The organism is Acinetobacter sp. WC-141 (assembly GCF_000313935.1).
Classification (GTDB): domain Bacteria; phylum Pseudomonadota; class Gammaproteobacteria; order Pseudomonadales; family Moraxellaceae; genus Acinetobacter.
In genome coordinates, this window is record NZ_AMSS01000011.1 from 78,593 (window position 1) to 91,577 (window position 12,985).

Here is a 12,985-nt window from a genome sequence, read left to right on the forward strand (position 1 = left end):
AGCAAGATGGTGAATCATCAAATTAAAGTATTACAGGCAGTTGTATCTGCAATCGCTGAAGGTGGTAGGGGTGTAACTGGCACTGCTTTTCCTCAGCAACCTGTAAAAGCTTTGAAACTATATGAATTTGAAGGTTCGCCATTTTGCCGTCGTGTTCGTGAAGTGATTACACTGCTAAATCTGGATGTTGAAATTTATCCATGTCCTAAAGGTGGGTTGAAGTATCGTTCTATTGTTAAAGTGACTGGCGGCAAATTAAAATTTCCTTTTCTAATTGATGAAAATACTGGTGATAAGCTATATGAGTCACAAGACATTATTCATCATTTATTTAAACACTACGGTAAAACAGGAAAGACGCCTCAGAAATTTTCGAGTTACCCTAACATGCCGTATGTAGCATTTTTAGGGACTATATTAAATGGTGCTCGGGGCGTTTGGATAAACAAAAAAATTATTGATAGAGCTGCGCCTGAGCAAAAGCTTGAGTTATGGAGTTTTGAGGCAAGTCCTTATTCGCGAATTGTAAGAAGTCTACTCTGTGAGCTTGAGCTTCCTTATATTCTGCATAATGTTGCAAAAGAAAGATGGCAAGATCAGGGCCCAGCTATTTTTCGTTTAAAACCGGGTAAATATGTACCGTTAAAAGGTGGAAAAAGAGAAAAATTGTTACCTCTTATGCAAGGCAAAATGCAGGTACCTTATTTGGTAGACCCAAATACTGGAGTTAAGATGTTTGAGTCTGCTCAAATCGTAAAATATTTAAAGAAGCAATATGGACGTTGATTAAGATTAATTTTAGTAAGGGTTTAAGGAGCTTTACTTAAACTCTTATGAACATAGATTTTATTATAGGATGTATGAAAAGAAAGTGAATATGCTAAATTAACGAGATTAAATACCTAAAAGGCATATTTTATGGAATGTATGAGAATTCAGCCTGTAACGAGCGCTCCTGGTGAAAATGCATTATTTATTGTATTGGGATTAGCTCAAGGTGATTCTGTAATAGAAAAAGTAAAAGATTTTGCTGCCAATTTTTCAGCATTAACTAGAAGTCTCTTTAATCGTTATCCAGAAAGTAAATTTAATGCTACGTTAGGTTTTAGTTCAAATGCATGGGATATCTTATTTCCAGAGCAAGCGAAGCCTCAAGAGTTACAACCATTTCAAGAAATTAGAGGCCCGAAATATACGGCTGTCTCAACTCCGGGAGATTTATTTTTCCATATTCGTGCTGATCGTCAGACTTTATGTTATGAGCTGGGTAATATAATCAATCAGCAGCTCGGTAAGGTAACGTATCCCATTGATGAAGTTCATGGTTTTCGTTATTTCGATGGGCGGGCAATTATTGGCTTTGTTGATGGGACTGAAAACCCGGAACCCGTTATTGCAGCAGAGTGGGCATTGGTCGGTGATGAAGATCCAGATTTTATCGGCGGAAGTTATGCTTTTATTCAAAAATATACGCATGATATGGATAAATGGCGTTCATTAACCGATGAAGAGCAGGAAAAAGTGATTGGCCGTAAAAAGTTCAATGATGTTGAGCTCAGCGATGATGAAAAACCTTTAACTGCTCATAATGTTGTAAGTAAAGCTCATGATGCAGAAGGTAATGAACTTAAAATTATGCGAGCGAATATGCCTTTTTCAAATCCTTCTAGAAATGAATATGGCACATTTTTTATTGGGTACTCGCGTAAATTTAGCACGACAAAACAAATGCTTGAAAACATGTTTTTAGGGAATGAGCAGGGTAATCTCGATCGGTTGCTTGACTTTAGTACTGCCCAGACTGGTACTCTATTTTTTGTACCCACTGTCGATTTTCTTGATGATTTAGGCGATGAGTAGTCATTAAACTAGAAGGCTTAAATGATGGAAGTAACTCGATTACTTCCATTGCTTGAATTTAAAATTAATATGATGTGATGAAATGTTTAAGAAGATAACGCAGCTTTTTCAAGGCTCAAAAGAAACGCCAGAACAAATTTACTTGCAAGAGAATCAATTAAAATTTGATTCTGAACGAGGACCTATCATTAAAGACGTAGTGATTAATGAGAAATGGTCAGAACATATGGAGTATTTCTCAAATCGTAAATTACAAAATTTTGATAATCTTCAGAAATTATTCCTCATTACTCCACAAATTAATGAAAAGATTGATCTAGAAATCGCAACCCAACGCTATGTGGAAAGATTGGGAAATACACAAGAGAAGCTACTTCAACTTAAAGCGATTATACAAATATTAAATCAATATTACGTTTTGTTTTTGCGTGATAAATAATCATAGTTGATTGATTAAAAAATATAAAAAGTAAAGCTAACTAGTAGTTTGATTTTCAAAAAAATAACTCAATTCACTAAAAACATCATGCTACTATTAGGCTCATATCTTCTTAGCTGATAAAAGCCATATACATGTTTCAACAAGAAATCTCTCAATTGAATTTACAACAGCTCAAAGCCGGTGAAAAGCGTTGGGTGGGGTCGTTATTAGGTTCATCTGCTGCCTTATTATTTAAAGAAATTGCTCTTCAGCATTCATCTTTACTTGTGGTGGTTGCCAGAAATAACCAACATGTTGCTCAATTAGAAAGTGAACTTGAATTTTATGGCATAAAACCTACAATTTTTCCTGATTGGGAAATCTTACCGTATGATCGTTTGTCACCTCATCAAGATATTGTTTCAGAACGTCTCGCAATTTTATCTAATATGCCTCAGAAGGGTGTATTGCTCCTTTCAGCAAGTACTTTAGCCCAAAGAGTTGCACCGTATTCATGGGTTCTAGGTGAACATTTTGATATTCATGTTGGGCAAAAATTCGATTTAGAGCAACAGAAGTTACGTTTAGTACAAGCTGGTTATCATTTGGTTGATACTGTTTACGATCATGGTGAATTTGCTGTACGTGGCAGTATTATGGATATTTTTGCGTCAGGGCAAGAAGCACCTATTCGTATTGATCTGTTTGATGATGAAATTGATACATTAAAATTCTTTGATCCAGAAACGCAAAGAACGACTACAGCTTTAAAAAGTTTTACAGTTTTACCTGCAAAAGAATTCCCGTTAAAAGAAGCTCGTTCAATTTTTAGAGATCGGTATTCTGAACTTTTCCCTACGGCAAATCCTAAGAAAAACCCGATTTATCAAGATGTCCTAGAGGGAATTGCTTCTCCAGGAATTGAATTTTATTTACCGTTATTTTTTGATAAAGCACAAATGCAATCGCAAAGTACACTTACAACGTACTTACCAAAGAATTGCATTGTAATTACAACTAACGATGTGGATACAGATTTAACCAACTTTTGGAAAGAAGTTATTCGTCGTTATGAAGATAGACGCCATAACGTAGATCAACCAATTCTTCCTCCTGAAGAGTTATTTATTGCTCCAAACCATTTGCTTAGTGCTTTAAATCAGTTTCCGCGTATGCTTGTGAGCGCCGAAACGGTTGAAGAAAAGATCGGTGCATTAAACCTTAAAGTGGAACAGCCACCGAAGTTAGCGGTCGACCCAAAAAAAGAAAAACCGTTTTCAGTAGTCAAAAAATATATTGATGAAGCAAATCATCCGGTTTTATTGGTTGCAGAAAGTGCAGGCCGACGTGAAAGCTTAAGAGATGGTTTGCGTGCCAGTTTAGGTGACATTCCTGGTGTAGATAGTTTTGAACAATTTCAAACCAGTCAGTTTGCGATTGCTATTACAAATGCACCGCTAGACCGTGGATTACTTTTAACAGACCAATTGTCGGTTATTTCTGAAAATCAATTATATGAGCATCGGGTCGTTCAGCGTCGTCGTAAACGTCAGCAAGAAGTTTCTGAAGAGTTCTTAATTCGTAGTTTGACCGAACTAAGTATTGATGCCCCAGTTGTACATATTGATCATGGTGTAGGACGTTATGCAGGATTAGTTACTTTAGCAATTGAAGGGCAAGATTATGAATTCTTGCAACTCAATTATGCTGAAGGGGCAAAAGTTTATGTACCTGTAACTAATTTGCATCTTATCAGTCGCTATAGTGGCGGAGATCCAGATTTAGCTCCACTTCACAAAATTGGAAGTGATGCATGGAGTAAAGCTAAACGCAAAGCTTTAGAACAAATTCATGATGTTGCAGCCGAATTATTACATATACAAGCACGACGTCAGTCAAAACCTGGATTTGGTTTTGAGGTCGATCAATCGCTTTATATGCAATTTGCCAGTGGATTTGCCTACGAAGAAACACTCGATCAGGCGAATGCTATTGAAGCCACGCTTCACGATATGCAACAAGCTAGACCTATGGATCGACTTGTTTGTGGTGATGTTGGTTTCGGTAAGACTGAAGTAGCCATGCGAGCTGCTTTTGTTGCTGTGCAAAACGGTAAGCAAGTTGCTGTTTTAGTGCCTACAACTTTACTTGCACAACAACATTATGAATCTTTTAAAGATCGTTTTGCTGATTGGCCTGTGCGTATAGAAGTGTTGTCACGCTTTGGCTCAAATAAAACCCATACAAAAAATATTGAAGATTTAATTGCCGGTAAAGTCGATATTGTGATCGGAACCCATAAACTTTTACAAGAAAATGTGCAGTTTAAAGACTTGGGTCTAATGGTGGTCGATGAAGAACATCGATTTGGGGTACGTGATAAAGAGCGTATCAAAGCATTACGTGCAGACGTGGATATGTTGACCCTTACCGCAACACCTATTCCACGAACTCTAAATATGGCTTTTTCGGGAATGCGTGATCTATCTATCATTGCTACGCCGCCAGCCCGTCGTTTAGCCGTTAAAACATTTGTGCAAGAACATACAGAAGCTTCTATTAAAGAAGCTATTTTGCGTGAGTTACTACGTGGTGGCCAAGTATATTTCTTACACAATGAAGTCGATACGATCGAAAGAGCTGCTGAAAACATTCGTACTCTTGTACCTGAAGCTCGTGTAGCAGTTGCTCATGGGCAAATGAGGGAAAGAGAGCTCGAACAAGTCATGCAGCAGTTCTATCACAAAGAGTTTAATGTGTTGGTATGCTCAACGATTATTGAAACCGGGATTGATGTTCCAAATGCCAACACAATTTTGATAGAAAGGGCCGACAAACTTGGTTTGGCTCAATTACACCAATTACGTGGGCGTGTAGGACGATCACATCACCAAGCCTATGCTTATTTGTTAGTTCCCTCTATAAAACATTTAAAAGGTGATGCAGAAAAGCGTTTAGATGCAATCCAGCGTGCCTCAACTCTGGGGGCTGGCTTTATGCTAGCGACAGAAGATTTAGAAATTCGCGGTGCAGGTGAGCTTTTAGGTGAGCAACAAAGCGGTTCAATGCAGGCAATTGGATATAGCTTGTATATGGAAATGCTGGAGAAGGCTACTAAGGCAATTCAGCAAGGTAAAACACCGAACTTCGATGCGCCGTTGTCATTGACTGCAGAAATTAATTTACATATTCCTGCACTTATTCCTGATGAGTATTTAGGAGATGTGCATCAGCGTTTATTATTCTATAAGCGTATTAGTAATACAGATACGCAAGAAAAACTCGATAATATTCGTATGGAACTCATTGATCGTTTCGGAGTTCCGCCACAATCGGTTAAGCATTTGTTTACTGTCCATCAAATACGCTTGAAAGCAGAGCAATTGGGCATTACCAAAATCGATATTAATACACAAGGTGGCAATATTGAATTCTCACCTGATACACCAGTTCAGGCGATTAGCATTATTCAGCTCATGCAAAAGCATCCGACCTATTATCGAATGGAGGGCGGACAGCGTTTAAAAGTTATGGTTCAGCTTGAGGAACCAGAAAAACGCATTCAATTTATTAATGATTTATTGGCAAAATTATTAAACGAATTACATGCTTAAATAGTGTTTTAAAGTAATTTTTATTTAATACAAATTTTTTGTAAGGTGATATCAGAATTTTATGCACGATTTCTCGGATCAGAAGAGGAATAAGTGCATAAAATCATTGTTATTTGTAATCAAACCAGACACTAGCAATACTCACATCAAAACTGATGTGATAGTATTAGCCATTATTGTTTATTGTCATTTATAAAAGATATGTTTAGTTTGCATCCACAACTTGCTCAAGATACTTTTTTTGTAGGCGATTTCCCGCTTTCAACATGTCGTTTAATGAATGATATGCAATTCCCGTGGCTGATTTTAATCCCTCGTGTGCCGGGAATCACAGAATTATATGAATTGAGTCAAGCTGATCAAGAACAGTTTTTACGTGAATCAAGCTGGTTGTCTAGCCAGCTATCTCGAGTATTCCGTGCAGATAAAATGAATGTTGCAGCTCTAGGTAATATGGTACCTCAGTTGCATTTCCATCATGTCGTGCGTTATCAAAATGATGTTGCATGGCCTAAGCCAGTTTGGGGCACACCTGCAGTTCCATACACAAATGATGTACTGGCTCATATGCGTCAAACTCTTATGCTTGCTTTACGTGGTCAAGGTGATATGCCTTTTGATTGGCGCATGGATTAAATCAATGCAATGCCACATTTATACGAATGTGGCTACATTGAGGTGTGGAGGACAGGGTGCAATTAGAGAGGTTTATCGATAGAGAGCCTAAACAGTTTGCATATTTTCATCGCTTGATGGGATATTCAATTCTGTCCTTAATTTTAGTGATCTATGCTTTTACCTCACCTAATACAAATTATCAGATCTACGTTCCACCTTTATTCCTATTTTTGCTTTTTATTAGCTCGAAGTTAGAGCACTGGCTTCAATACCAATTTGATAAGAAAACTCAAAAAAGCGTTTTTTTTGCAATTGATGCAATTGTTGTAGCAGTTACCTTAGCTGGTCTGCATCTTAATTTGGTCCCTACATTTATTGCACTTTTTGCATTATTTTATTCTGCAATTAATAGTCGTATTTCTTTCGCAGTCATTTGTTTGACTAGTTTGCTCGGCGCGATTATTTTTTATTTAAGTACTTTTTTCCTATTTGGTTTTTATACATATTTTGAGCCTACTAGCCAAGAGTTAACTGTAATTACACTCTTGGGTTTGGTCATGTTTATTACCATTGGAAATTATTACCAACATCGTTGGGTTAAAAAAATTAGCCAGCAACGTCAACATTACTATGATCAAATGACGCGTTATATTGCTTTTGCTAATCAGTTAAGTCGTTATGCGCCACTGCAGTTGTGGCAGTCTATTATGCGCGGTGAAGCGGAAGCAAAAATTGAATATAAACGTAAAAAAATGACTGTGTTCTTTTCGGATATTCAAGGCTTTACAGAATTATCAGAAACTTTAATTCCTGATGATTTAGCATTTTTGCTTAATGATTATTTAAGCCATATGACGGAAATTGCGAAGCAGTATGAAGCTACTGTCGATAAATTTATGGGAGATGCCATCCTCATATTTTTTGGCGATCCGAATTCTCAAGGCGTAGAGCAAGATGCTAAAGCTTGTGTAGAAATGGCAATCGCTATGCGACAGCAAATGAAATTGTTGCGTGAACGTTGGAAAAAAATGGGCTATTCAGCCTTACACATTCGTATGGGAATTAGTACCGGTTATTGCCACGTAGGAAATTATGGGGCAACACATCGCATGGCTTATACCATTGTTGGTCGTGATGTGAATTTGGCAGCTCGGTTACAATACGCGGCTGAAATAGATGAAATTTTAATTTCAGATGATACTTATCAATTAATAAAAAGTGATTTCCTTTGTGCTCCAAAAACGCCAATTTACTTAAAAGGTATTCAAGGTGCTGTGAAGACATGGCAGGTGATGGAGAAATACACAGGGAATAAGTCAGATCATCAGCAATGGTTTGATTATGAGTATAAAGGTTTCCATTTAGTACTTAATTTAGAAGAAGTACAAAACTATGAATATCCAGAATTAGTAGAAGTACTTGAGAAAATGATTCAACGAATTAAAGTTCAACAAACTTTGATTAATACTCAAGGTATTGCACAATTAAGACTTGAAGATGAAGTTAAACCTGTTGAAATTGATCAACAAAATCAAGCTTAAAATATAAAGTAAAAAAAAGCTGCTTTTAAAGCAGCTTTTTTAATAACTCGATTAATGATTTTCTGAAGCATGGTTGATTGTATATTTAGGAATCTCAATTTCTAAATCTTCATCAACAATTTTTACTTGGCATGAGAGTCGAGAATCTGGCTCAAGTCCCCAAGCGCGATCTAAAAGATCTGCTTCAACATCATCCATTTCTTCTAGACTGTCAAAACCTTTGCGAACGACTACATGGCAGGTGGTGCAAGCACACGACATGTCACAAGCATGTTCAATTTTAATTCCTCGATCAAGCAAACTTTGACAAAGATTTGCATTTTGTTCGACTTCAAATTCTGCGCCTTCAGGGCAAAACTGAGCATGAGGAAGTACTTTAATACGGGGCATATTGATCACCTATACCTTTAGTTTGAATTTGACCAATCTTCAAGTTTTGTACCTTTTAAGGCGTGGTCAATATGTCGATTCATACGTAGTGCGGCAAAAGCATCACTATGTACTTTAAGTTGTTCTACAGCTTTTTCAATCGCTTGAATATCATTGTCTTCAAGTTGCGCTTTCAAAAGATTTTCAGCGGTTTTAAGTGCTTCAAGCTGCTCATCATTAAGCAAATCGGCGTCAACTTTGAGAGCTTGTTCTAAAGCTTCAAGCTCACGTTGAGCCTCAACTTTGGTTTCTTTTAGATGACGCAGATTCTTATCTTCTTCTGCGTGTTTGAAACCTTCAATTAATAAGCGTTCAGTGTCAGATTCAGATAAACCATAAGATGGTTTAATATCGATTTGAGCCTGTACATTTGAAGTCGTTTCACGCGCCGAAACGGTGAGTAGGCCATCCGCATCGACTTGAAAGGTAACTTCAATGCGTGCTTGACCTGCAGTCATTGGGGGAATGCCATGAAGGACAAATTTTCCTAATGAACGACAATGTTCTACTAAATCTCTTTCACCTTGAACCACATGAATAAGCATGGCAGTTTGGCCATCTTGATAAGTTGTGAATTCCTGACGACGAGCAACTGGAATAGCAGTGTTACGTGAAATAAGACGTTCTACTAGCCCACCCATGGTTTCTAAACCAAGTGAAAGTGGGGTTACATCTAAAAGTAATGAACCGTCTTGACTATTTCCAATTAATTGGTTGGCAGTAATAGATGCCCCAATTGCAACTACTTCATCTGGGTTGATCGTGCAAAGTGGTTCTTGATTAAATACATTACGAACTGCTTGCTGAACAGCATACGAACGAGTAGAGCCACCCACTAAAACAACATTTTGAATATCTGATAATTCAAGTTTTGCATCACGTAAAACACGTTTGCAGACACTAATTGTTTTATCTAAAGCAACTTGGATAATACTTTCAAAAGTCGGACGATCAAGTGTTAGTACATTTTCAAGTAGCTTTAACTGAACTGATTCTTGTGTAGATAGCTGTTCTTTCGCTTGACGAGCAGCAACAATAAATACTGCATATGCTTCATCACTGAGAGTATCAATATCTAACTGCTTTTTAGCCCATTTAACAATGAGACGATCTAAATCATCACCACCTAAAGCAGTATGGCCGCCTGTTGCTAATACTTCAAAGACACCTTGTGAGAAACGCAAGATTGATACATCGAAAGTACCACCACCTAGATCATAAATTACATAGTTATGATCTGTTGCTAAATTAGTTTCTTGGTCTAAACCATAAGCGACAGCAGCAGCGGTTGGTTCATTTAATAAACGTAATACATTTAATCCCGCAAGCTGTGCAGCATCACGAGTTGCTTGTCGCTGAGCTTCATCGAAATAGGCAGGAACAGTAATGACTGCTCCATTTACTGGATTCTGCAAACTAGTTTCAGCACGGTCTTTTAATTGTTTTAAAATTTCAGCCGAAATTTCAACAGGAGTTTTACGACCAGCACGTGTTTCAAAAGCTGGCATCTCATTTTCAGAACCGATTAATTCATAGGGATGCTGAAATTTGATATCTGCTTTTGAACGACCCATAAAGCGTTTCACAGAAACAATTGTACTTTTAGGGTCAGCAATAAGAAAAGGCTTTGCTTCTTCACCATAGTGAATTGCATCCTTTCCGTAGTGCACAATAGAAGGAAGAAGTCTTCTTTCTTTTTCGTCATTGAGTACTTTAGGTTTGCCTGATAACACTGTCGCAACTAAAGAATGTGTCGTTCCTAGGTCGATACCAATCGCAATGCGGTGTTGATGTGGGGCACTGGATTGACCCGGTTCAGCAATTTGCAAAAGTGCCATGAGTTAAATCCCTTGAAAATAATTTGGAAAAAGCAAAATTAAAAATCGTCGTCTAAATCAAAGTTGTCTTCGTCATCCAACATTTGATCTTCTGCTTTTTCAATATCGTTAAGAACGCGCTGAAAGAAACGTAATTTACGTACAGTATCTCGAGCTTCACCCCAGTCTTCATCAGTGTAATCAATCTTAAATTCGCGAACTAAACTCTCTATCCACTGAAACACTTCTTGTTTAAGTGTGCTTAGATGCTCTGGTGAAGTTGCTTCATCAAGTTGTTCACGAAGTTCTAAAGCTGATTGTAAGAACTCAAAATCACTAATAGATTGATCAAGGTGATGGTCTTGCTTTTTTAATGCTAAAAGATAAGCTGCGCGGCTGTCTATTTGCGATAGTATTTTAAAAGCTTGATTGATTTCACTTGACTTGATCAACGCCTGATTTTTATCTTCTGCTTTATCAGGATGATATTGCTGCTGCAAATTCAAGAAGCTAGATTTTAAGCTCGCCAAATCGATATCGAGTTCTACGGGTAAATTGAACAACTCAAAATGATTCATTAGAAAGGAGGTCCACGTTAATTAAATACATTAAAACAGTGCTATAAAAAGACACTGTTTTAATGAGAGATGGAAGGAGAAGGGTTATACAGTGAAAGACTCACCGCAACCACATTCACCTTTTTTATTGGGATTGTTAAATTCGAACCCTTCATTAAGGCCATTTTTAACATAGTCCATTTCTAAGCCTTCTAAATACACAAGACTTTTTGGATCTACAAATACCTTAACGCCAAATTGATCGAAAACTTCGTCATGTTCATCGACAGAATCAACAAATTCAAGAACGTAAGCCAATCCGGAACAACCAGAAGTTTTCACACCCACGCGAATGCCTTCACCCTTACCTCGGTTCTTAAGGTAATTGCTAATATGAGTCGCAGCATTTTCAGTTAAATGAATCATGAAAACTCCAACGTTTACAATAGTAACAAATTAAGCTTTTGATTTTTTAGTGCGATAATCTTCAATCGCAGCTTTAATTGCATCTTCAGCTAGTACAGAGCAGTGAACTTTTACTGGTGGAAGGGCAAGCTCTGTTGCGATATCAATATTCTTGATTGCTTGAGCTTCATCAAGGGTCTTGCCTTTTAACCATTCAGTTACGAGTGAACTTGATGCAATTGCAGAACCACAGCCGTAAGTTTTAAAGCGTGCTTCTTCAATTACACCGCTATCGTTTACTTGAATTTGTAAACGCATCACGTCGCCACATGCAGGTGCACCCACCATGCCTGTACCTACATTTTCAGAGTTTTTGTCTAAAACACCAACATTACGAGGATTTTCGTAATGATCAATTACCTTTTCGCTATAAGCCATTTCGCTTCTCCAAACCTCGGGGTCAGCCTAATATTAATATGAGGGTAAAAACACTAATTTCAATGAATTAGTGTTCAGCCCATTCAACTGTAGAAAGATCAATACCTTCTTTGTACATGTCCCAAAGCGGAGAAAGTTCACGTAATTTCTCAACAGCGGCTTTGGTAATTGTAAGCACATGATCAATATCTTCTTCAGTCGTGTATTTACCAAAACTGAAGCGGATTGAGCTGTGTGCTAGCTCATCAGATAAACCTAATGCGCGAAGAACGTATGAAGGCTCTAATGTTGCAGAAGTACAAGCAGAACCACTTGATACGGCTGCATCTTTAAGTGCCATCATTAAAGATTCACCTTCAACAAAGTTAAAGCTGACATTTAAGTAGTTAGCAACGTTTTGAGTAGGATGGCCATTTAAGAAAACCTGTTCAAGGCCTTGTAAACCATTCCAAAGTTTGTCACGTAATTTGCGAATGCGCTCTTGTTCTGCGTGCATTGTTTTGCCAGCAATTTCAAAAGCTTCACCCATACCAACAATTTGGTGAGTTGCTAAAGTACCAGAACGCATACCACGTTCATGACCACCGCCATGAATTTGCGCTTTTAATCGAACACGTGGGCTACGACGTACATATAATGCACCGATACCTTTTGGACCATAAATTTTATGAGCAGAGAAACTCATAAGATCAATTTTCATGGTAGAGAGATCGATTTCAACTTTACCAGCAGCTTGAGCCGCATCTACATGAAAGAAGGTTTTATTGGCACGTGTTAACTCACCAATCGCTGCTACATCTGTAACTGTACCGATTTCGTTATTTACCATCATTAAAGAAACAAGGACAGTATCAGGACGAAGGGCAGCTTTTACCATTTCAGGGGTAATTAAACCTGTTCGTGGTTCTGGTTCTAAATAAGTAATTTCAAAACCTTGTTCTTCTAATTCACGACAAGGATCTAGAACAGCTTTGTGTTCAATTTTACTTGTGATGATGTGCTTGCCTTTAGATGCATAAAATTGTGCTACACCTTTTAGGGCAAGGTTATCTGATTCAGTTGCACCAGAAGTCCAAACGATTTCACGTGGGTCAGCTTTAATTAAATTTGCGACTTGCTCACGTGCATATTCAACTTTTTCTTCTGCCTGCCAGCCATAAGCATGCGAACGAGATGCAGCATTACCAAAGGTACCGTCGAAAGTTAAACACTCCATCATACGTTCTGCAACTTGCGGATCTACTGGAGTGGTTGCTGCGTAATCAAGATAAATTGGACGTTTCAT

At 37.8% G+C, this 12,985-nt stretch carries 12 protein-coding genes; 6 read left to right on the plus strand and 6 right to left on the minus strand.

Annotated elements, in window-relative coordinates; all coding sequences use genetic code 11:
- Window positions 1-6: 6 nt before the first annotated feature.
- The 6 genes from ACINWC141_RS01315 (at window position 7) to ACINWC141_RS01340 (ending at window position 8,054) form a co-directional block, all read left to right on the plus strand.
- The gene (locus tag ACINWC141_RS01315; RefSeq protein ID WP_009387091.1) at window positions 7-786 is read left to right on the plus strand and encodes a glutathione S-transferase N-terminal domain-containing protein; all 780 of its coding nucleotides are present in this window, start codon (window positions 7-9) and stop codon (window positions 784-786) included.
- Between the two features lie 141 nt (window positions 787-927).
- Window positions 928-1,860: a Dyp-type peroxidase gene (locus ACINWC141_RS01320; protein WP_009387135.1), complete on the plus strand. Its 933-nt coding sequence runs from the start codon at window positions 928-930 to the stop codon at window positions 1,858-1,860.
- A gap of 82 nt (window positions 1,861-1,942) precedes the next feature.
- On the plus strand, window positions 1,943-2,299 hold the full coding sequence (locus ACINWC141_RS01325; protein ID WP_009387068.1) for a hypothetical protein: 357 nt from the start codon (window positions 1,943-1,945) through the stop codon (window positions 2,297-2,299).
- A 134-nt stretch (window positions 2,300-2,433) separates the two neighbouring features.
- On the plus strand, window positions 2,434-5,895 hold the full coding sequence (gene mfd / locus ACINWC141_RS01330) for a transcription-repair coupling factor (RefSeq protein WP_009387108.1): 3,462 nt from the start codon (window positions 2,434-2,436) through the stop codon (window positions 5,893-5,895).
- A 201-nt stretch (window positions 5,896-6,096) separates the two neighbouring features.
- Entirely contained in the window at window positions 6,097-6,531 is a 435-nt protein-coding gene (locus tag ACINWC141_RS01335; protein WP_002117900.1) for an HIT domain-containing protein, read from the plus strand.
- Between the two features lie 56 nt (window positions 6,532-6,587).
- Window positions 6,588-8,054 (plus strand): adenylate/guanylate cyclase domain-containing protein, encoded by a 1,467-nt coding sequence (locus tag ACINWC141_RS01340; RefSeq protein ID WP_009387118.1) that lies wholly within the window; start codon window positions 6,588-6,590, stop codon window positions 8,052-8,054.
- Between the two features lie 51 nt (window positions 8,055-8,105).
- Here ACINWC141_RS01340 and fdx read toward each other — a convergent pair whose 3' ends face one another.
- The 6 genes from fdx to ACINWC141_RS01370 form a co-directional block, all read right to left on the minus strand.
- Window positions 8,106-8,444 carry an ISC system 2Fe-2S type ferredoxin gene (gene fdx, locus ACINWC141_RS01345; protein WP_009387062.1) on the minus strand — a complete coding sequence of 113 codons (339 nt, stop codon included), beginning with the start codon at window positions 8,442-8,444 and terminating at the stop codon, window positions 8,106-8,108.
- A gap of 17 nt (window positions 8,445-8,461) precedes the next feature.
- Window positions 8,462-10,321, minus strand: a complete 1,860-nt coding sequence (hscA, locus tag ACINWC141_RS01350; RefSeq protein ID WP_009387112.1) for a Fe-S protein assembly chaperone HscA — start codon at window positions 10,319-10,321, stop codon at window positions 8,462-8,464.
- 38 nt (window positions 10,322-10,359) lie between these two features.
- Window positions 10,360-10,878: a Fe-S protein assembly co-chaperone HscB gene (gene hscB / locus ACINWC141_RS01355; protein WP_009387098.1), complete on the minus strand. Its 519-nt coding sequence runs from the start codon at window positions 10,876-10,878 to the stop codon at window positions 10,360-10,362.
- A gap of 84 nt (window positions 10,879-10,962) precedes the next feature.
- Window positions 10,963-11,283, minus strand: a complete 321-nt coding sequence (gene iscA / locus ACINWC141_RS01360) for an iron-sulfur cluster assembly protein IscA (protein ID WP_009387121.1) — start codon at window positions 11,281-11,283, stop codon at window positions 10,963-10,965.
- 30 nt (window positions 11,284-11,313) lie between these two features.
- The gene (iscU, locus tag ACINWC141_RS01365; RefSeq protein WP_004792646.1) at window positions 11,314-11,700 is read right to left on the minus strand and encodes a Fe-S cluster assembly scaffold IscU; all 387 of its coding nucleotides are present in this window, start codon (window positions 11,698-11,700) and stop codon (window positions 11,314-11,316) included.
- A gap of 67 nt (window positions 11,701-11,767) precedes the next feature.
- The gene (locus tag ACINWC141_RS01370; RefSeq protein WP_009387124.1) at window positions 11,768-12,985 is read right to left on the minus strand and encodes an IscS subfamily cysteine desulfurase; all 1,218 of its coding nucleotides are present in this window, start codon (window positions 12,983-12,985) and stop codon (window positions 11,768-11,770) included.

Bases quoted from the DNA above. Each gene is read 5' to 3' on its own strand.
- ACINWC141_RS01335 (WP_002117900.1), top strand. From the start codon at position 6,097: ATGTTTAGTTTGCATCCACAACTTGCTCAAGATACTTTTTTTGTAGGC.
- ACINWC141_RS01320 (WP_009387135.1), top strand. From the start codon at position 928: ATGAGAATTCAGCCTGTAACGAGCGCTCCTGGTGAAAATGCATTATTT.
- ACINWC141_RS01315 (WP_009387091.1), top strand. From the start codon at position 7: ATGGTGAATCATCAAATTAAAGTATTACAGGCAGTTGTATCTGCAATC.
- ACINWC141_RS01325 (WP_009387068.1), top strand. From the start codon at position 1,943: ATGTTTAAGAAGATAACGCAGCTTTTTCAAGGCTCAAAAGAAACGCCA.
- ACINWC141_RS01370 (WP_009387124.1), bottom strand. From the start codon at position 12,985: ATGAAACGTCCAATTTATCTTGATTACGCAGCAACCACTCCAGTAGAT.
- hscA (WP_009387112.1), bottom strand. From the start codon at position 10,321: ATGGCACTTTTGCAAATTGCTGAACCGGGTCAATCCAGTGCCCCACAT.
- iscA (WP_009387121.1), bottom strand. From the start codon at position 11,283: ATGATTCATTTAACTGAAAATGCTGCGACTCATATTAGCAATTACCTT.
- fdx (WP_009387062.1), bottom strand. From the start codon at position 8,444: ATGCCCCGTATTAAAGTACTTCCTCATGCTCAGTTTTGCCCTGAAGGC.
- hscB (WP_009387098.1), bottom strand. From the start codon at position 10,878: ATGAATCATTTTGAGTTGTTCAATTTACCCGTAGAACTCGATATCGAT.
- iscU (WP_004792646.1), bottom strand. From the start codon at position 11,700: ATGGCTTATAGCGAAAAGGTAATTGATCATTACGAAAATCCTCGTAAT.
- mfd (WP_009387108.1), top strand. From the start codon at position 2,434: ATGTTTCAACAAGAAATCTCTCAATTGAATTTACAACAGCTCAAAGCC.